At 69.5% G+C, this 25,151-nt stretch carries 16 protein-coding genes and 4 tRNA genes; 9 read left to right on the plus strand and 11 right to left on the minus strand.

Going from position 1 to position 25,151, the window contains the following annotated elements:
* Positions 1-9 precede the first annotated feature (9 nt).
* On the minus strand, positions 10-1,839 hold the full coding sequence (locus ASF40_RS06080; RefSeq protein ID WP_200919439.1) for a peroxidase family protein: 1,830 nt from the start codon (positions 1,837-1,839) through the stop codon (positions 10-12).
* A 366-nt stretch (positions 1,840-2,205) separates the two neighbouring features.
* Between ASF40_RS06080 and ASF40_RS06085 the strand changes: the two genes are divergently transcribed.
* Positions 2,206-4,626 carry a GMC oxidoreductase gene (locus ASF40_RS06085; protein ID WP_082496899.1) on the plus strand — a complete coding sequence of 807 codons (2,421 nt, stop codon included), beginning with the start codon at positions 2,206-2,208 and terminating at the stop codon, positions 4,624-4,626.
* Entirely contained in the window at positions 4,623-5,663 is a 1,041-nt protein-coding gene (locus ASF40_RS06090; RefSeq protein ID WP_235560149.1) for an alpha/beta fold hydrolase, read from the plus strand. The genes ASF40_RS06085 and ASF40_RS06090 overlap by 4 nt, the downstream gene beginning before the upstream one ends.
* An 84-nt stretch (positions 5,664-5,747) precedes the next feature.
* On the opposite strand, the gene ASF40_RS06095 is transcribed toward ASF40_RS06090, so the two are convergent.
* From ASF40_RS06095 to ASF40_RS06105, 3 genes are all read right to left on the minus strand, one after another.
* Positions 5,748-5,822: transfer RNA gene (locus ASF40_RS06095), tRNA-Val, on the minus strand.
* Between the two features lie 24 nt (positions 5,823-5,846).
* Positions 5,847-5,920, minus strand: a tRNA-Cys gene (locus ASF40_RS06100).
* Positions 5,921-5,976: 56 nt separating this feature from the next.
* A tRNA-Gly gene (locus ASF40_RS06105) sits at positions 5,977-6,049 on the minus strand.
* A 155-nt stretch (positions 6,050-6,204) separates the two neighbouring features.
* On the opposite strand from ASF40_RS06105, the gene ASF40_RS06110 reads away from it, so the two are divergent.
* Positions 6,205-6,280: transfer RNA gene (locus ASF40_RS06110), tRNA-Val, on the plus strand.
* Positions 6,281-6,322: 42 nt separating this feature from the next.
* Here ASF40_RS06110 and ASF40_RS06115 read toward each other — a convergent pair.
* From ASF40_RS06115 to zapE, 3 genes are all read right to left on the minus strand, one after another.
* Complete coding sequence (locus ASF40_RS06115) at positions 6,323-6,844, minus strand: type II toxin-antitoxin system PemK/MazF family toxin (RefSeq protein ID WP_082496900.1); 522 nt, start codon at positions 6,842-6,844, stop codon at positions 6,323-6,325.
* Positions 6,845-6,928: 84 nt separating this feature from the next.
* Positions 6,929-8,170, minus strand: coding sequence for an ammonium transporter (locus ASF40_RS06120; RefSeq protein WP_056367312.1), 1,242 nt, complete (start codon positions 8,168-8,170; stop codon positions 6,929-6,931).
* Between the two features lie 209 nt (positions 8,171-8,379).
* Positions 8,380-9,408 (minus strand): cell division protein ZapE, encoded by a 1,029-nt coding sequence (zapE, locus tag ASF40_RS06125; RefSeq protein WP_056367313.1) that lies wholly within the window; start codon positions 9,406-9,408, stop codon positions 8,380-8,382.
* Positions 9,409-9,569: 161 nt separating this feature from the next.
* Here zapE and ASF40_RS06130 point away from each other — a divergent pair, with 161 nt between their 5' ends.
* Both ASF40_RS06130 and ASF40_RS06135 read left to right on the plus strand, forming a co-directional pair.
* Positions 9,570-10,475: a sulfurtransferase gene (locus tag ASF40_RS06130; protein ID WP_056367314.1), complete on the plus strand. Its 906-nt coding sequence runs from the start codon at positions 9,570-9,572 to the stop codon at positions 10,473-10,475.
* Between the two features lie 33 nt (positions 10,476-10,508).
* Positions 10,509-10,949, plus strand: a complete 441-nt coding sequence (locus tag ASF40_RS06135) for a SufE family protein (protein ID WP_056367315.1) — start codon at positions 10,509-10,511, stop codon at positions 10,947-10,949.
* Between the two features lie 15 nt (positions 10,950-10,964).
* Here ASF40_RS06135 and ASF40_RS06140 read toward each other — a convergent pair whose 3' ends face one another.
* A complete protein-coding gene (locus tag ASF40_RS06140) occupies positions 10,965-12,218 on the minus strand; it encodes an alpha/beta hydrolase (protein WP_082496901.1) in 1,254 nt (417 codons plus the stop codon).
* Positions 12,219-12,243: 25 nt separating this feature from the next.
* On the opposite strand from ASF40_RS06140, the gene ASF40_RS06145 reads away from it, so the two are divergent.
* From ASF40_RS06145 to ASF40_RS06160, 4 genes are all read left to right on the plus strand, one after another.
* Positions 12,244-12,834 carry a DUF3000 domain-containing protein gene (locus tag ASF40_RS06145; RefSeq protein ID WP_056367317.1) on the plus strand — a complete coding sequence of 197 codons (591 nt, stop codon included), beginning with the start codon at positions 12,244-12,246 and terminating at the stop codon, positions 12,832-12,834.
* Positions 12,827-14,026 carry a ribonuclease D gene (locus ASF40_RS06150; protein WP_056367318.1) on the plus strand — a complete coding sequence of 400 codons (1,200 nt, stop codon included), beginning with the start codon at positions 12,827-12,829 and terminating at the stop codon, positions 14,024-14,026. The genes ASF40_RS06145 and ASF40_RS06150 overlap by 8 nt, the downstream gene beginning before the upstream one ends.
* Before the next feature lie 72 nt (positions 14,027-14,098).
* Positions 14,099-15,304, plus strand: a complete 1,206-nt coding sequence (locus tag ASF40_RS06155) for a thiolase family protein (protein WP_056367319.1) — start codon at positions 14,099-14,101, stop codon at positions 15,302-15,304.
* Positions 15,305-15,310: 6 nt separating this feature from the next.
* A complete protein-coding gene (locus ASF40_RS06160) occupies positions 15,311-17,455 on the plus strand; it encodes a 3-hydroxyacyl-CoA dehydrogenase NAD-binding domain-containing protein (RefSeq protein WP_056367320.1) in 2,145 nt (714 codons plus the stop codon).
* Positions 17,456-17,631: 176 nt separating this feature from the next.
* Here the strand turns inward: ASF40_RS06160 and pepN are convergent, their stop codons facing one another.
* The 3 genes from pepN to acnA form a co-directional block, all read right to left on the minus strand.
* Positions 17,632-20,139 carry an aminopeptidase N gene (gene pepN / locus ASF40_RS06165; RefSeq protein WP_056367321.1) on the minus strand — a complete coding sequence of 836 codons (2,508 nt, stop codon included), beginning with the start codon at positions 20,137-20,139 and terminating at the stop codon, positions 17,632-17,634.
* Positions 20,140-20,213: 74 nt separating this feature from the next.
* Positions 20,214-22,172 carry a 1-deoxy-D-xylulose-5-phosphate synthase gene (gene dxs, locus ASF40_RS06170; protein ID WP_056367322.1) on the minus strand — a complete coding sequence of 653 codons (1,959 nt, stop codon included), beginning with the start codon at positions 22,170-22,172 and terminating at the stop codon, positions 20,214-20,216.
* 98 nt (positions 22,173-22,270) lie between these two features.
* Positions 22,271-25,099 (minus strand): aconitate hydratase AcnA, encoded by a 2,829-nt coding sequence (acnA, locus tag ASF40_RS06175; RefSeq protein ID WP_056368268.1) that lies wholly within the window; start codon positions 25,097-25,099, stop codon positions 22,271-22,273.
* Positions 25,100-25,151: the final 52 nt, after the last annotated feature.

The raw sequence follows: 25,151 nt of genomic DNA on the forward strand, positions 1-25,151 counted from the left end.
GCTCCCTCCCTATCCCGCGGCGCTCGCCGCGGCCGATGCTGTGCTGGTGGCGTCTGCGGTCGCGGGGCCGACGACGTTCCACGGGGCGAATGCGTTCTTCACGCCCTCGAGCGACGGCGCGAGCTGCGGGTAGTGGCGATGGAGCACCGACGCCATCGTGTTGTCGGCGACCCACTGCATGCCGGTCTTCGTGTAGTACTCCTCGGTGTAGCAGTCGGTGATGAACCGGTCGCTCTTGAGCCGGCGGCTGGCCATGAGGATGAACACGCGGAACGCGGTGTCGCTGAAGCCGAATCCCGGCGGAGGCGTCTCGGCGTGCATGCCCACCTGCAGATCGACCTTCTCGACGTCGCCGTACATGTCCTCGAGTTCCCGAGCCCACGTCGGGTTGTCGGTGAGCTCATCGAACGTCGCGGCGGGCTTCAGGTGCAGCTGGCGGCGGAACTCGTTGTACCGCGGGACGCCGCGTTCGCGATCGCGCATGACGTCGAGGGCGGCAAGGTCGAGGCGCAGCCCGTCGGGCAGCGTGATGTCCTGCATCCAGCGCGGGAAGTTGTGCAGCTGGACGGCCCCCGGATGCTGCACCCCGAAGGAGTACCAGAGGTCCTGGACCTTCGCGCCCGAGGTGAGCACGCGGTGGGCGTTGAGCAGGATGATCTCCTGGAACTCCATGCTGTCCACCAGCGAGCCGTCGTCGAGCGCGTGGACCTCGAGGGTGTCGGGCAGAAGCGGGTGGAGACGGTACACCGCCGCGAACTCCTCGGTCAGCTGATACGGCGAACCGTGGTGGTCGAACCCGGATCCCGGGATGCCGCTGATGACGTCGCTCTTGCTCAGGCGGCCGAACATGCGGTGGAGCTTCTCCTCCGCGAGCCCCCACCAATTCGCGCGCATGGCGACCTTGAGCACGGGGTGCGCGATGATCGCGGGCGTCCACTCCACCGTGTGGATCTTGGCGAGGAGCGCTGAGACCACCAGCTGCGCGGTGCCGAAGAGCTCGTCCTCGGTCATGCCCGGGTAGTCCTTCTTCAGCCGATCGCAGATCGCGTTGTGCTCCAGGGTGAACAGCGTGTGCAGGAGCCCGAGGCCCACCCACCAGTTCTCGCTGAATCCGGTGAGCGCAACTCCGGTGGCGGGGTCGAGCGGCAGATTCCCGTCCTTGAGGACGAGCTTTCCGTCCACGTGGCTGCGCACCTGCTCGCGCCGCTCGGGAGTGCTGCCGTAGATCGACGAGGCGTCCCACCAGTGCGAGTTGTTGTTGATGAACGTCGGAGGCAGGTCGCGGTCGGCGTCTGTGCGGGTGTCGTCCGCCTTCGTGCGCGGGATGCGCATCGGCTGCTCGAACCAGTCGTCGCCGTCGGCGAGGTCGATCTCGATGACGTCGGCCGGTTCCCTGCCGTGCGCGAACCAGTCGTGCGTCTGGAACTGGATCCATGCGGCGGCGAGGAGGTTGATCGAGGTCGCCGGGGTGAACGTCTCGCGGCGCATCAGCTTCCGGCTCACCTCCCGCGGGTTCGGCGTCATGAGCTCGTCGCCCTCGGCGGGCCAGGCGTGCGCCAGCGGCACGTTGCGTGCGAACCGCGTGCCCGTCTTGCCCATGTCGGGATCGCTCAGATCGTTGAACGAGCCGTCGGCGGTGCGGAATCGCCGTCGCTCCTCGCCGGCCGTCGCCGGCGTGACGCCCGGTGCACGGCCGGCGCCGCCCGGCGTGCGGGTGTCGACGAGGTTGTCCTCCCGCAGCTCGTCGCGCAGCGCGATCAGGTTGAGCAGGCCCAGAAGGAAGGGAAGCCGATACCACGGCCTCGTGCGATTGATCCTTGCGTAGAAGCGTCTGAGCACCTTGGGTCTCCTCGTAGCCGGTGGTGAACGCGGGAGGGCAGGTCCGTGGATCTGCCCGAATCATAGTGAAGAGAGCACGCACCGGCCATCCTTCGTACATGCGCCGCCCAGATGTTTGGGAAGTCCGGTTCCGCACCGCGACTCGGGGGTGAGGCATCCGTTGCGGCGCCGCGGTGGGGATCACTAGTTTGAGTGCCGAGAGGGTGGTTCCGGGGCGACGTATCTTCTGCGGCGCGCGGGACTCCTCCGGTGTACGACCGTCTCCACCGAGTGTGTCGCCGAGCCCCGCAGAGAGGGAGTCGATGATCCGTACGCAAGACGAGAACGACCAGTGGCACGCCGAGCTTCGTGCGGAGGTGGACTGACATGCCCGCGGCCGAACACGTCGACGCGGTCGTGGTGGGCTCCGGATTCGGGGCATCGGTCAGCGCCTACCGACTGGCCGAAGCGGGCCGCTCCGTCGTGCTGCTCGAACGGGGACGCGCCTATCCGCCGGGGAGCTTCGCGCGCAATCCGTACGAGATGAGCCGGGCGTTCTGGGAGCCGAAGGACGAACTGCTCGGCCTCTTCGATGTGCGGTCCTTCCGCAAGCTTGAGGGCATCGTGTCGGCCGGCCTCGGCGGCGGGTCGCTCATCTACGCCAACGTGCTCCTGCGCAAGGACGAGCGCTGGTTCGTCCACGATTCGCCGCTTCCCGGCGGCGGGTACGAGCACTGGCCGATCGGCCGCAATGACCTCGACCGGCACTACGACGCCGTCGAGGCGATGATGACGCCGGTGCCCAACCCGTTTCCCGATCTCCCCAAGGCGCGGGCGCTGCGCGACGCCGCCGCAACCCTGGGGCTGCAGGCGTTCTCTCCCCCGCTCGCCGTGTCGTTCTCGTCGCGGCCCGGAGCCGAGGCGATCCCGAAGCAGGTGATCGATGTCCCCTCGTACGGCAACCTGCACAACGCGACGCGATTGACGTGCCGGCTGTGCGGCGAGTGCGACATCGGCTGCAACGAAGGGTCGAAGAACACGCTCGACCACAACTACCTCTCCGCCGCGGCCGCGCACGGCGCGGAGCTGCGCACCCTCTGCGAGGTCTACGGCGTCACGCCGCGGGACGGCGGCGGGTACGAAGTGCGCTACGTGCGGTACGGCGAGCCCGACGCGAGCGGCCGTCACGAGCGCACGCATCTGCGCATCACATGCGACCAGCTGTTCCTCGGCGCGGGCACGTTCGGCACCACCGCGCTGCTGCTGCGCAACAGAGTGGCGCTGCCCGCCCTCGGACGCGCGCTGGGAACGCGCTTCAGCGGCAACGGCGACCTGCTCACCTTCTGCTTCGGCGCGCAGTCCACGACCGAGGCCGGGCACACGAGGATGATCGACCCGGCGTACGGGCCGGTCATCACGACCGCGATCCGCAAGCCGGATGGGCTGGACGAGGAAGGACAGGGCCGCGGGTACTACGTGCAGGAGGCCGGCTTCCCCGAGTTCACCAGCTGGCTGGTCGAGACCGCCCAGGTCACGGCGTCGATGCGCCGTGCTGCCGGCGTCGTCTCGCAGATGCTCGCGCATCGGCTGACGAACAAGAACGAGTCCACCATCTCCGCCGAGGTGGCCAAGCTCGTCGGTCAGGGGCGGCTGACCTCCAGCTCTCTCCCCCTGCTCGGCATGGGCCGCGATACCCCCGACGGACGCATCACCCTCGTCGACGGTGAGATCGACGTGGAGTGGACGACCGCGACCAGCAAGGCGTACTTCGATGCCATGCGTGAGACCATGCAGGGCATCACCGAGTCGCTCGGCGGCAAGTTCCGCGACAACCCGCTCTGGTGGACCAAACGCGTCGTGACCGTCCACCCGCTGGGCGGCACGCCGATGGGACGCGCTCCCCAGGAGGGCGTCGTCGACAGCTGGGGCGAATCGTTCGGCCACGCCGGGCTGTTCGTCGTGGACGGCTCGGCCGTGCCCGGCCCCGTCGGACCCAACCCCTCGCTCACGATCGCCGCGATGGCCGACCGCGCTCTCGAGCACGCGCTCGAGAAGCCGAAGCCCCGGCGACGGCGCGCCGCGGCGGACTCGGCCCCCGTCCCCGTCGTCGATGCGCCCGCGGACCCGGTCGCCGGCCGCGGCATGGAGTTCACCGAGAAGATGAAAGGCCACCTGGCCCTGGGCGAGACCGATCCGCTCGCAGGCTGGGAGCTCGGACGCCAGCTCGCACAGCGATTCATGTTCCAGCTCACGATCACCGCACCGGATGTCGAGCGCTTCGCCGCCGGTGAGGATCACACCGCGATCGCCGAAGGGTACGTCGACTGCGACCTGCTCGGCGGGCGGCTGCCCGTGCAGCGCGGATGGGCCAACCTGTTCGTCACAGCAGACGCCGCCCTCACCCGCGAGATGCGCTACCGGCTCTGGTTCAGCGACCTGTCGGGCCAGCCGCTCACGATGTACGGCTTCAAGACGGTCCGCAACGACCGCGGGTTCGACATGTGGACCGACACCTCCACGCTGTACATCACCCTCATGCGCGGGCACGTCCCGCCGGGCGAGAACGGCGCGCAGGACGCTCCGGCGGACGTGATCGGCGCCGGCATCCTGCGCATCCTGCCGCTCGATTTCGCCCGTCAGCTGACGACCTTCCGCGGGTCGGGGTCGGGTCCGCTCGGTTCGATCGCACGCTTCGGGGCGTTCTTCGCGGGTTCGATGAAGGACGTGTACCTGCGCCCGGGACCGCCCGCACCGGGCACCGTTCCGGCTGCGGTCTCGTCGGCGCCGTCGCCGGAGGACGGATCGTGAGGGCGACAGCGCGTTTCCGGCATCACGACGAGGTGCACTTCATCGACGCGGGCGACGGTGCAGCGATCACCCTCATCAGGGTGCGCACCGACACCGAGCCCACAAAAGGGCCGGTGCTGCTGCTGCACGGCGTCGCGATGCGCGCCGAGTCGTTCCGCCCTCCGGTCGCCCGCACGCTCGTCGACGTGCTCCTCGACGACGGCTGGGACGTGTGGATGCTCAACTGGCGCGGCTCGACCGATCTCGACCCGCGGCCGTGGACGCTCGACGACGTCGCGCTGCACGACGTTCCCTCCGCGGTCCGCTTCGTGCTCGCGCAGACGGGCGCATCGTCGCTGCGGGCGGTGGCACACTGCCAGGGATCGACCGCGCTCAGCATGGCGGCGGTCAGCGGGCTCGTACCCGAGGTCGACGTGATCGTGTCGAACGGCGTCTCGCTGCATCCGGTCATGCCGACCTTCGCGCGGGTGAAGCTGCATGCGCTGCGACCCCTCGTTCAGCGGACGCAGTCGTACGTGGACGTCCCCTGGCGCGACGGACCCGAGGGTGCTCTTCCCCGGGTGACCCGCAACGCCGTGCGCCTGTGGCACGCCGAATGCGGCAACGCGAGCTGCAACATGGCGAGCTTCGCGCTCGGATCGGGGCATCCGGCGCTGTGGCGGCACGCGAATCTGGATGCCGCGACGCACGACTGGGTCGCCACCGAATTCGGCCGCGTGCCCATGAGCTTCTACGCGCAGCTCGCGGCCTCCGATCGCGCGGGGCAGATCGTGCCGATCCGCGCCAAGGGCGGACTCCCCGTCACATTCACTGCCACGGCTCCCCGGACGCAAGCCCGCTTCGCGCTGTTCACGGGAGCGGACAATCGCGCCTTCCTTCCCGAGAGCCAGAGGAAGACCCACGCCTACCTCGAGCGGCATCAGCCGGGCCGGCACTCGCTCACCGTCCTCCGCGGATACGGCCACGCCGACGTCTTCCTGGGCGCGCGTGCGCACATCGACGTGTACCCGCGGGTCCTCGCCGAGCTGAACGCGTGATCGGTGCGGCCCGTCCGCGTAGCCTGAAGCCGTGCGGTGAACGGGCGTGAACGGCGAAACCCCCGCCGAGGCGGGGGTTTCAGGTGGTGCGCGATACTGGGATCGAACCAGTGACCTCTTCCGTGTCAGGGAAGCGCGCTACCGCTGCGCCAATCGCGCCCGTGAAGGGCTATTCAATTCGAGTGGAGGTGGCGACGGGATTCGAACCCGTGTAAACGGCTTTGCAGGCCGGTGCCTAGCCGCTCGGCCACGCCACCGCGTGTGGTTTGACCCCACGTGCCGTGACCTCCTCGTAAAGAGATCCCTGCACTCGAGCGGATGACGAGACTCGAACTCGCGACCCTCACCTTGGCAAGGTGATGCGCTACCAACTGCGCTACATCCGCATTTTGTTTCCGGCTTGTTCACCCGGGCACTTGAAAGACTCTAACCGATCCTGAGCGTCCTGCAAAACCGAGTGCACCCCGCGCGTGTCTCGCCGATGTGGTTCGAGGCAGGCTCCGCCATCCGGTAAGGTTGTTACTCGTCCCCCTCGGGGAACGGGCGATTGGCGCAGTTGGTAGCGCGCTTCCTTCACACGGAAGAGGTCATCAGTTCGAGTCTGGTATCGCCCACCAACACAGAAGACCCGGTCACGAAAGTGATCGGGTCTTCTTGCGTCAGTTGCCGACGTCCCAGCCGTAGCGGCGATGGAGGGCGTCGGCCACACGCACGAACCGGTTCAGATCGAGAGCGGATGCCTCGCGCCGCATGCCGTCGCGATGCACGCTGTAGAGCTGCTCGATGTCGATCCACGACGGCCGGCCCTGCGCGTCCCAGTCCCCCGTGCCCAGCGCGAGGAAGTCCCGGTCGCCGTCGTGGGGCTTGCTGGTGAGGCGTACGGCGTAGACGCGGTCGGCGCTCTGGCGCGCGATCACGAGGAGCGGTCGGTCCTTTCCGCGGCCGTCGTTCTCGGCGTACGGCACCCAGGTCCAGATGACCTCGCCGGCATCCGGGTCGCCGTCGTGATCGGGGGCGTAGGCGATTCGCAGCGCTCCCCTGCCGGGAGGCGCGACCTCCACGGTCGCCGTCGGTCCGCTGCGGCCGCCCTCAGGCGCCGGCGCGGTCCTCGACGGCACCGTCGTCCTGCGGGGCCGGAAGATGGCGCTCAGGATGCCTCGCAGCCCGCTTCGCTGTGTCACATCGTCACCCTAGCCAACGCCCGAACACGGCGAAGGCGCCGTGGCGTTGCCACGGCGCCTTCGGATCCGGGGGATCCGTCAGGATCAGACGCGCTCGTCCAGGAGGTAGCCCTCCTCGCCGTGCACGACGGTGTCGACGCCGGCCAGCTCGTCCTCGTTCTTGACGCGGAAGCCGATGGTCTTCTCGATCACGAAGCCGATGACGAAGGCGACGATGAACGAGTAGAGCAGGACGCCGACGGCGGCGATCACCTGGACGATCAGCTGGTCGGGACCGCCGCCGAGGAAGAGGCCGGTCTCGGTCGCGAAGAAGCCGAGGTAGATCGTTCCGAAGAGACCGCCGACCAGGTGGATGCCGACCACGTCGAGCGAGTCGTCGAAGCCGAGCTTGAACTTGAGCTCGATGGCCAGGGCGCAGATCGCGCCGACGAGCACGCCGAGCAGGAGCGCCCAGCCCGGGGTCAGGTTGGCACACGCGGGGGTGATCGCGACGAGACCGGCCACCGCACCCGAGGCTGCTCCCACCGACGTCGGCTTGCCGTCCTTGAACTTCTCGACGACGATCCAGCCGATGACGGCCGCGGCGGTCGCGCCCAGGGTGTTGATCGTGATGAGGCCGACGTTGCCCATGTCCTCCGACAGCCACTCCGCGCCGCCGTTGAAGCCGAACCAGCCGAACCACAGCAGCGCGGCGCCGAGGAGGGTCAGCGGCACGTTGTGGGGCTTGAGGATGCCCTTCTGGAAGCCGATGCGCTTGCCGAGAACCAGGGCGAGCGCGAGGGCCGCGGCACCCGCGTTGATGTGCACCGCGGTGCCGCCGGCGTAGTCGATCACGGCCACGCCGCTCTCCTCGCCGAACATCGTCGTGCCGAGGTTGTAGATCCAGCCGCCGCCCCAGACCCAGGCCGCGACCGGGAAGTAGACGAGAGTGGCGAACAGGCCCGCGAAGATCATCCACGCGCCGAACTTGGCGCGGTCGGCGATCGCGCCCGAGATCAGCGCGACCGTGATGATCGCGAACGTCGCGCCGTAGGCGGTGCCCAGGAGGCCGACGTTCGCGCCCTCGCCGCTCGAGAGGCCCGAGAGGCCGAAATCGCTGAACGGGTTGCCGGCGAAGCTCCAGGTGCCGTCGACGACGCTCATGTTGGCGCCGTAGAGGATCCAGAGCACGCCGACGAGGCCCAACGCGCCGAAGCTCATCATCATCATGCTGACGACGGACTTGGCCTTGACGAGACCGCCGTAGAAGAACGCCACACCGGGCGTCATGAGAAGGACTAGGGCGGTTGCGGTGACCGCCCAGGCGATGTTGCCGGGTGCGTCCATGGGGTGATACCTCGCATCGGGTCAGTGACATTTCCACGAGGCGTCACGGGTGTCCGCCTTGTGCTGACCACAGTTTTGCGAGGGCCGGTTTCACCCGCCGTGCGTACCGTGTTTCGCGATGGTTACGTCGACCCCTCTGATGTAAACATCAGATTTCGGCGGGGCGAGAGCCCGCCGCGAAGAGGCCGGCCCCGGCTCGACCGGGCGCATCACGCGAGGGTCGATGCCACCAGCCGCGAGACGGCGCGCAGGTACTTCTTGCGGTATCCCCCGGCCAGCATCTCCTCGGGGAAGACGAGATCGAGCGACGAGCCTGTCGCGCGGATGGGCAGCTGGGCGTCGTAGACGCGGTCGATGAAGGCGACGAACCGCAGGGCCGCCGACTGATCCGTGAACGGGGCCACATCGCGCAGCCCCACGAGCGCCAGATCCTCGATGAGCCGGATGTAACGGGACGGGTGCACGTGCGCGAGGTGGGCGACGAGCGCGTCGAACGTGTCGTCCGACGCGAGGCCCGTCGCCGCAGCATCCGCGATCGCCGCCTCGTACTGCGGCTCCTCGAGCACGACGGCGTGCCCGTCGACCGCGCGATGGCGGAAGTCCGTGCCGTCGATGCGGATCGTCTGGAAGCTCGACGCCATCGCGTGGATCTCGCGGAGGAAGTCCTGCGCGGCGAAGCGCCCCTCGCCGAGTGCATTGGGAGGGGTGTTGGATGTCGCGGCCAGCCGCGTCCCCGAGGCCACGAGTTCGGCGAGCAGGCGTGTCATGACCATCGTGTCGCCGGGGTCGTCCAGCTCGAACTCGTCGATGCAGAGCAGGTCGGCGCCCCGGAAGAGCTCGACGGTGTTCTGGTAGCCGAGCGCGCCGACGAGCGCGGTGTACTCGATGAAGGATCCGAAGTACTTCCGGCGGGCGGGCATCGCGTGATACACGGACGCGAGCAGGTGGGTCTTGCCGACTCCGAAGCCGCCGTCGAGGTAGACGCCGGGCTTGAGCTCCGGGCGCTTCGCGCGCCGGAACAGGCCGCCCTTGACGGGCGCGGCTGCGCCCGAGAAGGCCTGGAGCAGATCCTTCGCGCCCTGCTGCGAGGGATAGGCGGGGTCGGCGCGGTAGGTGTCGAACGTCGCGTCGGCGAACTGGGGCGGCGGAACGAGTGCGGCGACCATCTCGGCGCCGGCGAGCTGCGGAGTGCGCTCCGCGAGGTGGACGACGCCGGTGCGGGTGGTGGAGACGGTCATGCGGATCCTGTGTCGGAGTCTTACGGAGGGGCTGTGCTGCCCCGCCCGGGAATCTAGGGTCGGAGGCGACGGTTCAACCCTAACCGTCAGCCGTGCGCGCCCGTCCTCGCTTGACGCGGGATGACGGCGGCCCGGGCCCATGCCCCGATCCAGGAGATGCCATGACCGTCGAGACCGACACGTCGTCCGAGAAGTTCGCCGAGTACTCCGCGCCGGGGCGCCTCGTGACGGGCGACTGGCTCCAGGAACACCTCGGCGAGGCGGGTCTGGTCGTGGTGGAATCCGACGAGGACGTGCTGCTGTACGAGACCGGGCACATCCCCGGCGCGGTCAAGGTGGACTGGCACACCGAGCTCAACGACCCTGTCGTGCGCGACTACGTCGACGGCGAGGGGTTCGCGGAACTCCTCAGCCGCAAGGGCATCTCGCGCGACGACACCGTCGTCATCTACGGCGACAAGAACAACTGGTGGGCCGCCTACGCGCTGTGGGTGTTCTCGCTGTTCGGGCACCAGGACGTGCGCCTCCTGGACGGCGGACGCGACAAGTGGATCGCCGAGGGGCGGCCGATCACGACGGATGCCTCGACCCCCGCGCCGACCGACTACCCGGTCGTCGAGCGCGACGACTCCGTGCTGCGGGCCTATAAGGACGACGTGCTCGCGCACCTCGGCAACGGCCCGCTCATCGACGTCCGCTCCCCCGAGGAGTACGACGGCTCCCGCACCTCGGCGCCGGCGTACCCCGAGGAAGGTGCCCTGCGCGGCGGGCATATCCCGTCGGCGCAGAGCGTGCCGTGGGCGCGCGCGGTCGCCGACGACGGCGGCTTCAAGCCCCGCGCGGAGCTGGACGCGATCTACCGCGGTGAGGTCGGGCTCGAGGACGGCGACGCGATCGTCGCGTACTGCCGCATCGGCGAGCGGTCGAGCCACACGTGGTTCGTGCTGAAGCACCTCCTCGGCTTCGAGGACGTCCGCAACTACGACGGCTCGTGGACCGAGTGGGGCAGCGCCGTGCGCGTGCCGATCGTGGCGGGTGCTGAGCCGGGCGAAGCGCCCGCACGCTGAGCGGCAGCATCCACCCGTGGGAAAATGGTGGGGATGACCGACACCGCCCTGCCCGACCGACTCGCCGAGATCCGTGACGAGTTCCTCGAGCTGCCCGAGCCCGACCGGCTGCAGCTGCTGCTCGAGTACTCCTACGAGCTGCCGCCGGTGCCTGAGGAGTACGAGGGTCACCCCGAGCTGTACGAGCGGGTGGTCGAGTGCCAGTCGCCGGTCTTCATCGTCGTCGACGTCGATGCCGACGGGACCGTCGCGATGCACGCGACCGCTCCGCCGGAGGCACCGACGACCCGTGGCTTCGCCAGCATCCTGGCGCAGGGTCTCACCGGCCTCACCGCCGCCGAGGTGCTCGCGGTGCCCGGCGACTTCCCCCAGACGCTGGGACTGACCCGTGTGGTGTCGCCGCTGCGCATCTCCGGCATGACGGGGATGCTCCTGCGCGCCCAGCGTCAGGTGCGCGCCCGGACGGCGGTCTGAACCGATCAGGGCTCGTCAGTCCGCGACGATCCCGTGGGCGGCGAGCCAGGTGCCGATGCCGGCGCTCCAGCGCTCCTGGTCGTAGTTCCAGAGCTTCGTGTGCCGCGCCACCTCGAACACCTGCATCTCGACCAGGTCCGGCCGGGCGGCGACGAGGTCGTGCGACGCGTCCGACGGCACGAATCCGTCGTCGTCGCTGTGGAGGATGAGGATCGGATGCCGCAGCTCGGCGGCCCGCGCGACGACGTCGAGCTGATCGAGGCGGATGGCCGCGCCGGTGCGGGTCAGCGGCGACGCCCACTCGGCCTGCAGTGCCTCGATCGCGAGTCGGCTGACCGCGCCGGGGACGCGCTCCGCTTTGGCCTGGTAGTCGAGCACGACCCGCCAGTCGACGACCGGCGACTCGAGGATGAGGCCCGCGATGGCGTCGCCGTGCGCAGAATTGAGGGCGAGCTGCAGCGCGATCGCGCCGCCCATCGACCAGCCCATGACGACGATCCTGCGCGCACCGCGGCGTCGTGCGAATCCGACCGCCGCGTCGATGTCGCGCCACTCCGTGGCACCCAGCGCATACGTGCCGTTGCGGCTGCGGGGCGCCTCGCCGTCGTTGCGGTACGACACGACGAGCGATGTGATGCCGAGGCCGTGGAACACCGGCACCGCCCGCAGGCACTCGGCGCGCGTGGTGCCGCGCCCGTGCACCTGGATGACCCAGGTGTCGCCATCGCCCGCCGGGAACAGCCACGCCGGGCACGGCCCCACCGTCGAGCCGATGAGCTCGGGGGTGAAAGGCAGGTGCAGCTGCTCGGGGTGGTCGTAATACCAGCCGCTGAACGCAGCCTCGGGAGCGAGGCTCGCGTCGGCGGCGACGTGCGTGAGCAGCTTGCGCTTGACGCTCGAGGCGTCCTCCGAGAGCACCGACCCGAGCTTGATGTAGTCGGACGTGCCGCTCGTGAAGAGGCCGTAGCGTCCGGGGAGCTCGGTGTCGGCCGTGCGCGACAGCGTGATCGTCTGCGCGGCCGTGTCGAGCGCCAGGATGCGTGTGTCGGCCTGTCGGCGCGCCGGCGTCACGACCTTTCGCGCCATCACGACGGAGCCCGCCGCGAGCGCTCCGAGCACGGCGGCCAGGGCCACGCTCAGCACCGTGAGCGCGGCCCTCACACCGGCGACGAGGGCGGGCGTCCTGCGCCTGCGGCGAGGAGCGAGAGCCTTCGGCCCTCCCGGGTAACTGCGTGCGCCGTCCCATGCGGCGCGCCTGGAGGCGACCATCGAGGCATCACTCTAGTCTGTCCGCGTGACTGAGCAGCGTCCCCCGGCGGCACCGGGCTCTTTCGAGCAGGCCGCCGAGGCGGTGCGGGCGATCTCCTTCCGTGACGATCTCACGGTCCGCGAGATCGCCGCGCCGCAGGGTCTCGCTCCGAACGCGTTCGCCATCGCGGGCGACGTCCGTCCTGAACCCGACGCCACCGACTCGCCGTACGGCACGGGCCGGCTGGTCCTCCTGCACGACCCGGAGGAGCCGGCGCCGTGGAATGGGCCGTGGCGCATCGTGTGCTTCGCCCAGGCTCCGCTCGAGCCCGAGATCGGGATCGACCCGTTGCTCGCTGACGTCGCGTGGACCTGGCTCACCGACGCGCTCGAATCACGACGAGCCGGCTTCCATTCGGCCTCCGGCACAGCGACGAAGACGCTCTCCAAAGGGTTCGGCACACTGGCCGCGGAGGGCGACGGGGCGCAGATAGAACTGCGCGCATCCTGGTCCCCGGAAGGCGCGATCGCCCCGCACGTGGAAGCATGGGCGGAGTTGGTTTGCATGCTGGCCGGGCTTCCGCCCGGCTCGGAAGGGATCGCGATGCTCGGTTCGCACAGGTCGCCACGTGGCTGAATACGCCGTGATCGACGAGGTCGCGCGCGTCGGAGAGGTCGCGCGGCGCCTGGCAGACGGGGAGGGTCCCGTCGCCGTCGACGTCGAGCGCGCGTCGGGGTTCCGCTACTCCCAGCGGGCGTACCTCGTGCAGGTGTACCGGCGCGGTGCGGGCGTGTTCCTCTTCGATCCCCCGCCGATCGGCGACTTCCGCGCCCTCGAGGACGCCATCGGCGGCGAGGAGTGGGTGCTGCACGCGGCGAGCCAGGACCTTCCGTCGCTGCGGGAGATCGGGCTCGAACCGGCTTCCATCTTCGACACCGAGCTCGCCGCCCGCCTTCTCGGTCATGAGCGCGTCGGCCTCGGCGCCGTCGTCGAGGACACGCTGGGCATCACGCTCGCGAAGGCCCACTCCGCTTCGGACTGGTCGACGCGTCCGCTGCCCCAGTCCTGGCTCGAGTACGCGGCGCTCGACGTGGAGCACCTCGTCGACGTGCGCGACAAGCTGGTCGCCGAGCTCGCGGAGCAGGGCAAGACCGAGTTCGCCGCGGAGGAGTTCCGCGCCGTGCTCGAGCGCGAGCCCAAGCCGCCGAGGGAGGAGCCGTGGCGCCGCCTGTCGGGCCTGCACACGGTGCGCGGCCGCAAGGCGCTGGCCGTGGCCCGCGAGCTGTGGACCGCCCGCGAGGAGTACGCGAGGCAGGAGGACGTCGCGCCCGGGCGCCTCGTCCCCGACCGCGCTCTGGTCGCCGCCGTCCTCGCGGATCCCCCGTCGAAGAGCGCCCTCGCCGCCGTCAAGGACTTCACGGGCCGTGCGAGCCGTTCGCAGCTGGATCGCTGGTGGGCGGCGATCGAGGCCGGCCGCGCCGTCACACAGCTGCCGCTGGAACGCGCCACCGGCGGCGACACGCTGCCACCGCCGCGGGCATGGGCCGATCGCAACCCCGAGGCCGATGCGCGTCTCAAGGCGGCACGTCCCGTCGTGGAGCAGCGGGCGGAGGAGCTCCACATGCCGACCGAGAACCTCCTCACGCCGGAGCTGTTGCGGCGCGTCGCCTGGACTCCCCCGCAGCCGCTGACGACGGCATCCATCGGCGAAGCCCTGGCCGCGCTGGGCGCGCGACCCTGGCAGATTGCGCAGACCTCACAGTTGATCGCCGATGCCTTTGTGGATTCCGTGCAAGCCGTGTCGGCGGCGTCGGAAACGGCTTCGTAGGTTTCCCCCACCCGATTCCGGCCGCTCCACGTGCCCTCCTAGGCTGGCGCCATCCCTACTTTTGGAGGCAGAGTGGCCGAGATCTCGGACGTCTTCTTCGTCGATGGAATGCGCACCCCCTTCGGGCGCGCCGGCGAGAAAGGCATGTACTGGAACACCCGCGCGGACGACCTCGCCGTCAAGGCGACGATCGGGCTCATGGAGCGCAACCCGGGCGTTCCCCAGGACCGCATCGACGATGTCGCCATCGCCGCGACCAGCCAGACCGGTGACCAGGGTCTGACCCTGGGCCGCAGTGTCGCGATCCTCGCCGGGCTCCCGCAGACCGTTCCGGGCTTCGCGATCGACCGCATGTGCGCGGGCGCCATGACGAGCGTCACCACGATGGCGGGCTCCATCGGCGTCGGGATGTACGACGTCGCTCTCGCAGGCGGCGTCGAGCATATGGGACACCACCCGATCGGCGGCAACGCCGATCCGAACCCTCGCTTCGTCGCCGAGAAGATGGTGGACCCGGGTGCGCTCAACATGGGCGTCACTGCCGAGCGCATCTTCGACCGGTTCCCGCACTTCACCAAGGAGCGCTCGGACCGCTACGGCATGCTGAGCCAGCAGAAGGCGCAGGCGGCCTACGACACCGGCAAGATCCAGCCCGACCTCGTGTCGGTCGCCACGAAGGACGCCGACGGGTCCTGGGGCCTCGCCACCGAGGACGAGGGCCGCCGTCCGCAGACCACGATGGAGGACCTGGCCGGTCTGAAGACGCCGTTCCGCCCGCACGGCCGTGTGACGGCGGGCACGTCGTCGCCGCTCACCGACGGTGCGACCATGTCGCTGCTCGCCGGCGGCGGGGCCGTCAAGGAGCTGGGCCTGAAGCCCAAGATGAAGCTCGTGTCGTTCGCCTTCGCCGGCGTGCAGCCCGAGATCATGGGCATCGGCCCGATCCCGTCGACCGAGAAGGCTCTCAAGAAGGCCGGCCTGACCATCGGCGACATCGGCCTGTTCGAGCTGAACGAGGCGTTCGCCATCCAGGTGATCTCACTGCTCGACCACTTCGGCATCGCCGATGACGACCCCCGCGTCAACCAGTGGGGCGGCGCCATCGCGCTCGGCCACCCGCTCGCGGCCTCCGGCGTGCGCCTGATGATCCAGCTCGCGGCCCAGTTCGCGGAGCGCCCCGACGTGCGCTACGGCCTGACCGCGATGTGCGTCGGCCTCGGCCAGGGCGGCTCGGTCATCTGGGAGAACCCGTACTTCGACGGCAAGAAGCGGAAGTAAGCACGAATGAGCAACTACGACGACATCGACTTCTCCCCCATCCTCGCCATGACGGAGGGCGAGGTGATCACGCACTCGCGGGTGCGCGACATCCGCCTGCGCTCGGGCAAGGTGCTGGCCCTCGTCACCCTCGACAACGGACGCGACCACACGCGCCCGAACACGCTCGGACCGGCCACGATGTTCCAGCTCGGCGAGACGCTCGACGCGCTGAAGGCGCGCGCGGCCGCCGGCGAGATCCAGGCGGTCGGCATCACCGGAAAGCAGTACATCCTCGCGGCCGGCGCCGACCTCAGCGACATCAGCAAGGTCGGCTCGAAGGACAACGCCCGCATGGTGGCGCAGCTCGGCCACAAGGTGTTCGGTCAGCTCTCCGAGCTGGGCGTGCCCACGTTCGCCTTCGTCAACGGGCTCGCGCTCGGCGGCGGTCTCGAGATCGCGCTCAACAGCACCTACCGGACGGTGGATGCCTCCGCCGCCGCGATCGCGCTTCCCGAGGTGTTCCTCGGCATCATCCCCGGCTGGGGCGGCGCCTATCTGCTCCCGAACCTCATCGGCATCGAGAACGCGCTCGAGGTCGTGATCTCGAACCCGCTGAAGCAGAACCGCATGCTGAAGCCGCAGCAGGCGTTCGACTACGGCATCGTCGACGCGATCTTCCCCGCCGCGAACTACCTCGAGGACTCGTTGGCGTGGGCCGACGGCGTGCTGGGCGGGAAGATCAAGGTCGACCGCAGGAACGAGCCGGGCAAGATCGAGCGTCTCACCAAGTGGCCGATCGCCATCAAGATGGCCCGCGGCATGCTCGAGTCGAAGATCGGCACCGTGCCGAAGTCCCCGTACGTGGCGCTGGACCTCCTCGACAAGGCGCGCAACGGTTCGAAGGCCGAGGGATTCGCACGCGAGGACGAGGCTCTCGCCGAGCTCGTCACGGGCGACCAGTTCGCGGCATCCATGTATGCCTTCGATCTGGTGCAGAAGCGCGCCAAGCGTCCGGTCGGCGCCCCCGACAAGGAGCTCGCGAAGAAGGTCACCAAGGTCGGCATCATCGGCGCCGGCCTGATGGCGAGCCAGTTCGCGCTTCTGTTCGTGCGCAAGCTGCAGGTTCCGGTGCTCATCACCGACCTCGACCAGGCGCGCGTCGACAAGGGCGTGGCGTACATCCACGAAGAGATCGGCAAGCTCGAGGCGAAGGGCCGCCTCGACGGCGACTCCGCCAACAAGCTGCGTGCCCTGGTCACCGGCACGACCGACAAGAGCCTCTACGCGGACTGCGACTTCGTCATCGAGGCCGTCTTCGAAGAGGTCGGCGTGAAGCAGCAGGTGTTCGGCGAGATCGAGCAGATCATCGCCGAGGACGCGATCCTCGCGACGAACACCTCGTCGCTGTCGGTCGAGGAGATCGGCGCGAAGCTGGCCCACCCGGAGCGTCTCGTCGGCTTCCACTTCTTCAACCCGGTGGCGGTCATGCCGCTCATCGAGATCGTGAAGACGCCGCACACCTCCGACGCTGCCCTGTCGACGGCGTTCGTCGTCGCGAAGAACCTGGGCAAGAACGCGGTGCTCACCGCCGACGCTCCGGGCTTCGTCGTCAACCGCCTGCTGGCCAAGGTCATGGGCGAGGCCGCGCGTGCTGTCTACGAGGGCACGCCGGTCGCCGACGTCGAGAAGGCGTTCGCGCCCCTCGGGCTGCCGATGGGACCGTTCCAGCTCATCGACCTCGTCGGCTGGAAGGTCGCCGCGCACGTGCAGGACACGATGGTGCACGCCTTCCCCGATCGCTTCTACGCGAACGAGAACTTCCACGCGCTCGCGGAACTGCCCGAGGTCGTCGAGAAGGACAAGGGCGGCCGCGTGACCGGCTGGACCAAGGCCGCGGAGAAGACGCTCAGGCCCGCGGTGGGCTCGTCGCCGGCTCCCGCCGCCGAGATCCTCCGCCGCGTGCAGGACGGCCTCGCGCAGGAGATCAAGCTCATGCTCGACGAGGGCGTGGTCCCCGAGGTCGAGGACATCGACCTCTGCCTCATCCTCGGCGCGGGCTGGCCGTTCATCGACGGCGGGGCGTCGCCCTACCTCGACCGCGAGGGCGCGTCCGACCGTGCGTTCGGCGACACCTTCCACCACCCGGTGATCAAGGGCATCGCGAGCTGACGTCCCCCCCCCACTGAAGGTTTAGCACTAGACTTCGCTTTCAGGGCAGCTGCCTTAGCAGAGCCAGGTTTGGCAGTAGGCACTGANAGGTCGTACACCGACGCCTGCTTGCGGTGCACGACGCCGAACCCGGGCGTGTGCCCGGGGTCGCCTGCGTCGTGGGAGGATTCCGATCCTCAGTGCGCCACCGGCTGCGCGGCGCGCACGCGCAGATCCCGTGCGAGGCCGTCGCGCTGCTCGATCACCAGGCGGCGCAGCGCGGCCGGGGCATCCTGATTCTGTGTCAGCCACGCATCAACCTGGTCGAGGGACTCCGCGGCGGGGAAGAGCCCGACCACGAGTCGGCGCGCGATCTCGATGCTGCGGGCGGCCCACGTCGGGCGGATCCGGGCGAAGTACTCGTCGTCCAAGTCGGCGATGAGGTCACGGCGGTCGCCTGCGCGCACGCCGGCGATCGTCGCCGCGAGGTGGTCGTTGGTCAGGCTCTCGTCGTCCCAGGCCGCGTACCAGGCCGCCGCGCGCACGGCTGCGTCCGGCCGGGCGGTCAGCACGGTCCGGTGCGCGAGGTGCCCCTGTGCCGACGGATCGCTTGTGAGTTCGGCGTTCGCATCCTCGGCCGACGCGTGCCCCGTGGCCGCAAGTGCGATGAGCCACGCCCAGCGCAGGTCGGGGTCGAGGGCAAGCCCCGCAGGCGCTGCCGCGGTGCCCGACAGCATGCTCCGGATCTCCCCTGCGCGGTTCGCGGACCGCGCTGCGGCGCCGCCGAGGGCACGGGCCCAGGCCAGCTGGGCGTCCGTGCCGGGGGCGGCGGCCCACAGCGCCGCCCAGCACGTGTCGAGCCAGGCCTCGGCGAGCGGAGTGCGCGCGTCCGATGCCGCGTAGCGTCCGATCGCGACGGCGGCGTGGGCGATCGCGTCCGTGGTCAGCGCGATGTTCGTCTCGCGGGTGGCGTGATCGCCCGCGATCTCGACGAATCGTGAGACAGGCAGGTTCCCGTCTCGGGCGGAGTTCCACAGGGCCGCCCAGATCACCGCACGGGCGACGGGATCCTCGATCGACGACAGGTGCGCCGCGACAGCGTCGGTCGACGGCGCGTCGAGTCTCACCTTCGCGTAGGTGCGATCGTCGACGTTGGCGAGGACGAGATCGATCCCCGCGGCCGTCGTGCCCTCCAGGGGTGTGCGAGCCTCGACGGCGTCGATCTGCAGCGTGCCCCGCCTCTCGAGACGCCCATCGCCGACGGCGAAGAATCCGCAGGTCAGCCGGTGCGGGCGCGGATCGGTCTGCGTCAGCACCAGGGCCCCGGCGTCGCCGCGTTCGATCGCGATCTCCGACACGCCGCTGGTCTGCAGCCACGCGCGGCTCCACGTCGTCAGATCGCGTCCGGACTCCGCCTCGAGCGCGGACAGCAGGTCGGGCAGCGTGGTGTTGCCGAAGGCGTGGTCCGCGAAGTAGCGCTGCGCGCCGCGGAAGAAGGCGTCCTCCCCCACGAAGGCCACGAGCTGCTTGAGCACCGACGCGCCCTTGGCGTACGTGATGCCGTCGAAGTTGAGCTTGGCGGCCTCGAGGTCGGTGATGTCGGCGACGATCGGATGCGTCGTCGGCAGCTGATCCTGTACGTACGCCCAGCCCTTGCGGCGGCTGGCGAAGGTCACCCAGGCGTCCGGAAAGCCACCGGCGGCCACGGCGGCGTGCGCGCCCATGAAATCCGCGAAGGACTCCTTCAGCCACAGGTCGTCCCACCAGCGCATGGTCACCAGGTCGCCGAACCACATGTGCGCCATCTCGTGCAGGATCGTGTTCGCACGGCCCTCGTGCTGCGCCGCCGTCGAGGCACCACGGAAGACGTAGCTCTCGGTGAAGGTCACCAGGCCCGGGTTCTCCATGGCGCCGAGGTTGTACTCGGGCACGAAGATCTGGTCGTACTTGCCCCACGGGTACGGGTAGGCGAACGCGTGCTCGAAGAACTCCAGGCCGCGCCGGGTGATGTCCAGGATCTCGTCGGCGTCGAGGTGGGGTGCCAGCGAGGCCCGGCAGAGGACGCCCAGCGGCACGGCACGGTCGTCGCTGCGCCACTCGCCATCGACCCGGTGATAGGGCCCCGCGGCGACGGCCGTGATGTAGCTCGACAGCGGCAAGGTCTCGGCGAACGCGACGCGCACACCGCCGGCGACGTCCTCGCGCGCGGTCTCCGCGCCGTTCGAGAGGAGCTGCCACCCGGACGGCGCGTTCACCGTGAACCGCCACCGCGCCTTCATGTCGGGCTGCTCGAAGACGGGGTACACGCGCCGCGCGTCGGCGGGCTCGTACTGCGTGTACAGGTAGACCTCGCCGTCGACCGGGTCGCGGAAGCGGTGAAGCCCTTCGCCCGACGTGCTGTACCGCCCGCGTCCCCGTACGGTCACGACATTGTGCGCAGCGAGGCCGTCGATGCGGACGCGGGCGCCGTCCCACTGCACGTCGCGCGCCACGCCGTTGACCGTCACGCTGTCGACGGACTCGCCGAGGAAGTCCAGCCACGTCGCGTCGGTGGCGGCCGTGAAGGTCAGTGTGGCGGTCGTCGGGAAGGTCTGCGTCGCCGGATCCTGCGCGTCACGCACGTCGAGGTCGACCTCGACGGTGTCCAGACGGATGGTGCTCGATCGGGCCGCGGTCTCGTCACGGGTGAGGTTCGCGGAGGTCATGCCCCCATGCTTTCACGCCGGCGCGGTCCCCCTCGGCCGGTCCGGGGCGGTGCGTCGGCAGGCAAGGCCTCGCTCTAGCCGCGCTCCTCGCGGCTGCGGGCGAGGTCCGGCAGCGTCGGGATCTCGGAGGTCTGTGCCCCCCGCGCGACCGGGATGCGGGTGCCCAGCACCTGTGCGACGACATCCTGGGCGATCTTCGCCGGGGTGAGGCCGGCGTCCTCGAGGATCTGCTCGCGACTCGCGTGGTCGATGAACTCGTCGGGCACGCCCAGCTCGTCGACTGCGGTGTCGACCCCCGCCTCGCGCAGCACCTGGCGCACGCGCGTGCCGATGCCGCCCACCCGGATGCCGTCCTCGATGGTGATGACGAGGCGATGGGATGCTGCGAGCTCGATGATCGACGGCTGCACCGGGACCACCCAGCGCGGGTCGACGACGGTGGCGCCGATGCCCTGCGCGCGCAGACGCTCGGCGACGTCGACCGCGGTGTGCGCCATCGGGCCGATGCCGACGAGCAGCACGTCCTGTGCGTCGGAGCGCACCAGCACATCCACACCGTCCTCCAGGCGCTCGAGGGCAGGGAGCTCGGGGCTCACGCCGCCCTTCGGGAAGCGGATGACGGTGGGGGCGTCCTCGACGGCGACCGCCTCGTGCAGCTCCTCGCGCAGTCGCGCCTCGTCGCGGGGCACCGCGATGCGGATGTGCGGCACGATCTGCAGCATCGCGAGGTCCCAGATGCCGTGGTGGCTCGGGCCGTCGGGGCCGGTGACGCCGGCGCGGTCCAGCACGAAGGTGACACCCGCGCGGTGGAGCGCGACATCCATCAGCACCTGGTCGAATGCGCGGTTCATGAACGTCGCGTAGATGGCGACGACCGGGTGCAGGCCGCCGAACGCGAGGCCTGCGGCCGATGCGACGGCGTGCTGCTCGGCGATCCCGACGTCGTAGACGCGGTCCGGGAAGCGCTGCGCGAACGGCAGGAGGCCCGTCGGCCGCAGCATGGCCGCGGTCATCGCGATGACGTCGTCGCGCTCGTCGCCGACGTGCACCAGTTCGTCGGCGAACACATCGGTCCAGGCGGTGCCGCCCGCGGCGCCGAGCGCCTCGCCCGTGATCGGGTCGATCTTGCCGACGGCGTGGAACTGGTCGGCCTCGTCCTCGAGGGCCGGCGCGTAGCCGCGGCCCTTCTCGGTGATCGCGTGGACGATCACGGGGGCGCCGTACTCCTTGGCGAGCTCGAGGGTCTCGATGAGGGTCGGCAGGTCGTGCCCGTCCACCGGGCCGAGGTACTTGATGTCGAGGTTCGAATAGAGCGCCGCGTTGTTCGTGAATCGCGACAGGAATCCGTGCGTGCCGCCGCGCACACCCCGGTAGACCGCGCGGGCCGCGGGACCGAGCTTGCGGAACACGGTGTCGGAGCCGCGGTGGAGGTTGCGGTACGCGTCGGCCGTGCGGACGCGGTTGAGGTAGCGCGCCATGCCGCCGATGGTCGGGGCGTAGGAACGTCCGTTGTCGTTGACGACGATGACGAGGTTGCGGTCGTTGTCGTCGGAGATGTTGTTGAGCGCCTCCCACGTCATGCCGCCGGTGAGCGCGCCGTCGCCGACGACGGCGACCACGTGCCGGTCCTTGCGGCCGGTGCGCGTCAGCGCGCGCGAGACGCCATCAGCCCAGCTCAGCGAGCTGGAGGCGTGGGACGACTCGACGACGTCGTGCGGGCTCTCGGAGCGCTGCGGGTAGCCGGCGAGGCCTTCGCGCGCGCGGAGCTTCGTGAAATCCTGGCGCCCGGTGAGCAGCTTGTGCACGTAGGACTGGTGGCCCGTGTCGAAGATCATGGGATCGTTCGGCGAGTCGAACACGCGGTGCAGCGCGATCGTGAGCTCGACGACCCCGAGGTTGGGGCCCAGGTGACCGCCCGTGCGTGCGACGTTCTCGACGAGGAAGCCGCGGATCTCATCCGCGAGCTGCTCGAGCTGATCGAGGCTCAGCGCGTCGAGGTCGCGGGGTCCGGTGATGGACGACAACAGCGACATCCCCGCTCCTTTCCGGCCCCGGAAGGGCCCTGCAAGTCTACCCGGGGCATGAAGGGGGGACCGGATGCCGCGGCATCCGGTCCCCCGTGAATCACCTGTCAGACCAGCGAACGCAGCACGTACTGCAGGATGCCGCCGTTGCGGTAGTAGTCGGCCTCACCGGGCGTGTCGATGCGGACGACCGCATCGAACTCGACCGTCTGCTTGCCCTCGGGCGAGAACTCGCTGGGCTCGGCCGTGACCTTTACGGTCTTCGGCGTGACGCCCTCGTTGAGCTGCTCGAGACCCGAGATCGAGACGATCTCGGTGCCGTCCAGACCCAGGGACTTCCAGCTCTCGCCGGCCGGGAACTGCAGCGGCACGACGCCCATGCCGATGAGGTTCGAGCGGTGGATGCGCTCGAAGCTCTCGGCGATGACCGCCTTCACGCCCAGCAGGCTCGTGCCCTTGGCCGCCCAGTCGCGCGACGAGCCGGAGCCGTACTCCTTGCCGCCGAAGATCACGAGCGGCGTGCCCGCGGCCTGGTAGTTCTGGCTGGCGTCGTAGATGAACGACTGGGGGCCGCCCGCCTGCGTGAAGTCGCGCGTGATTCCGCCCTCGACCTCTGCGCCGTTGTTGACCTCGCGGACGAGCTGGTTCTTCAGTCGGATGTTCGCGAACGTGCCCCGGATCATGACCTCGTGGTTGCCACGGCGGGAGCCGTACGAGTTGAAGTCCTTGCGGTCCACGCCGTGGGCCGCGAGGTACTGACCGGCGGGGCTGTCGGCCTTGATGTTGCCGGCAGGGCTGATGTGGTCGGTTGTGACCGAGTCCAGCAGCGTCGCCATCACGCGGGCGCCTGAGATGTCGGTGACCGGGGTCAGCTCCATCGTCATGCCGTCGAAGTACGGGGGCTTGCGCACGTACGTCGAGGCCTCGTCCCATTCGAACACGTCGCCGGTGGGCGTGGGCAGCGTCTGCCAGCGCTCGTCGCCCTCGAAGACACTCGCGTACTGGTGCGTGAACATGTCCTTGTTGATGGACGAGTCGATCGTCGCCTGCACCTCGGCCGAGTCCGGCCAGATGTCGCGGAGGAACACGTCGTTGCCGTCCTGGTCGGTGCCCAGCGCGTCGGTCTCGAAGTCGAAGTTCATCGATCCGGCGAGCGAGTACGCGATCACGAGCGGCGGGCTCGCGAGGTAGTTCATCTTGACGTCGGGGTTGATCCGGCCCTCGAAGTTGCGGTTGCCCGACAGTACGGCCGTCACGGCGAGGTCGTTCTCGTTGATCGCCGCGGAGACCTCTTCGATGAGCGGCCCGGAGTTGCCGATGCACGTGGTGCAGCCGTAGCCGACGGTGTAGAAGCCGAGGTCCTCGAGATCCTGCGTGAGGCCGGCCTTCTCGTAGTAGTCGGTGACGACCTTCGAGCCGGGTGCGAGCGTGGTCTTCACCCACGGCTTGGCCTTGAGGCCCTTCTTGACCGCGTTGCGGGCGAGGAGGCCCGCAGCGAGCATCACCGACGGGTTCGACGTGTTGGTGCACGACGTGATCGCGGCGATGGTGACGGCACCGTGGTCCAGCACGAACTTCTCGCCGCCCTCGAGCGTCACCTGCGTCGGCTTGGAAGCGGTCGCCGGTGCGTGGCTGCGGTGGTGGTGCTGGTGGGTGCTGTGCTCGTCCTCCGGGGAGTTTCCCGGCGGGTCGGACGCCGGGAAGGACTCGGCCCCCTCGAGGTCGACGAGGTCGTGGTCGACCTCGGCGTAGTTGGTGAGGTCGCTCTCGAACTGCCGCTTGGCCTCGGAGAGGACGATGCGGTCCTGCGGGCGCTTGGGGCCGGCGATCGAGGGCACGACCGTCGCGAGGTCGAGCTCCATGTACTCGCTGAAGACAGGCTCGCGCGAGGCGTCGTGCCAGAGCGCCTGCTCCTTGGCGTAGGCCTCGACCAGTGCGAGCTGCTGCTCGTCGCGGCCGGTGAGGCGCAGGTAGTCGATCGTCACGGCGTCGATCGGGAACATCGCGGCAGTGGAGCCGAACTCGGGGCTCATGTTGCCGATCGTGGCGCGGTTGGCCAGCGGCACGGATGCGACGCCCTCGCCGTAGAACTCCACGAACTTGCCGACCACACCGTGCTGGCGCAGCATGTCGGTGATCGTGAGCACGACGTCGGTCGCGGTCACGCCGGTGGGGATGGCGCCCGAGAGCTTGAACCCGACCACCTTCGGGATGAGCATCGAGACGGGCTGGCCGAGCATGGCCGCCTCGGCCTCGATGCCGCCGACGCCCCAGCCGAGCACGCCGAGGCCGTTGACCATCGTGGTGTGCGAGTCGGTGCCGACGCAGGTGTCGGGGTAGGCCCGCAGGACGCCGCCCACCGTCCGGTCGTAGATCACCTTGGCGAGGTGCTCGATGTTCACCTGGTGCACGATGCCGGTGCCCGGGGGGACCACCTTGAAGTCGTTGAAGGCGGTCTGGCCCCAGCGGAGGAACTGGTACCGCTCCCCGTTGCGCTCGTACTCGATCTCGACGTTGCGCTCGAGGGCGTTCTCCGTGCCGAACAGGTCCGCGATGACCGAGTGATCGATGACCATCTCGGCGGGCGAGAGCGGGTTGATCCTGGTCGGGTCGCCGCCCAGGGCGCCGACGGCCTCGCGCATGGTGGCGAGGTCGACGATGCACGGGACACCGGTGAAGTCCTGCATCACGACGCGGGCGGGCGTGAACTGGATCTCGGTGTCGGGCTCGGCGGCGGCATCCCACGATCCGAGGGCTTCGATCTGGGCCCTCGTCACGTTCGCGCCGTCTTCGGTGCGCAGCAGGTTCTCGAGCAGCACCTTGAGGCTGAACGGGAGCTTCTCGTAGCCCGCGACCGTGTCGATGCGGAAGATCTCGTAGTCGGTGCTGCCGACCGTCAGGGTGCTCTTCGCACCGAAGCTGTCAACCGTGGACACGTCTGTCTCCTTCGTCGGCGGCGGGATCGTGCCGGAGTCCGGCATCCCCATC

This window comes from Microbacterium sp. Leaf288, from assembly GCF_001422925.1.
Lineage (GTDB): Bacteria > Actinomycetota > Actinomycetes > Actinomycetales > Microbacteriaceae > Microbacterium.